This window comes from Vibrio sp. 1641 (assembly GCF_033339995.1).
GTDB classification, from domain to species: domain Bacteria; phylum Pseudomonadota; class Gammaproteobacteria; order Enterobacterales; family Vibrionaceae; genus Vibrio; species Vibrio alginolyticus.
On sequence record NZ_JAWOVP010000287.1, the window covers coordinates 1 to 619 of the forward strand.

The window sequence follows — 619 nt, forward strand, 5'->3', positions numbered from 1 at the left end:
TTTAATTAGCTTTAGGTATATGGTAGGTCAAATACTGTTAAAGCTGCTCATGCGGGAAAAAGCAAAGGCCGTGAACGGAATTCACGGCCTAATGATACAAGTTGAGTTACGCAAGTATAAGTACTTAATCTTTGCGTTGCAGGATGTCATCCCAAGGCAAATCCGTATCGCCCAGCACGATAAAGTTCGGGTTCTCTAGCGTTTCCCGTTCGTTGTAAGACAAAGGTTCGAGGTGAGTGCTGAGAATACGTCCGCCTGCTTCTTCCACGATGCATTGCGTTGCTGCTGTATCCCATTCGCCAGTAGGGCCCAAACGTAAATAGCAATCGACCGCTCCTTCCGCCACCAAACACGCTTTTAGTGCTGCAGAACCGAGAGGAATTAAGTCGTAGTTCCAAGCGCTGCTCATGCGGCTGGTGATAAGATTAATGTCTTGGCGACGGCTAATAGCAATGGCAATGTTTTGTCCTGCTTGTTCATGTTTGTGCGTGTGGATTTTCACGCTTTCAGACATGTCTGGGATTTTCCACGCACCTTTGCCGCTGTATGCGTACTACGTGACGCCAGACACAGGCCCATACACCACGCCCATCGCTGGTTTGCTGTTGTCAATTAACGC

Annotated in this window: 1 pseudogene; it reads right to left on the reverse strand. The window is 48.3% G+C overall.

Features of this window, described 5'->3' with window-relative positions:
• Positions 1 to 124: 124 nt before the first annotated feature.
• A pseudogene (locus R7Z47_RS25565) lies at positions 125 to 619 on the reverse strand (inositol monophosphatase family protein); the annotation flags it as partial.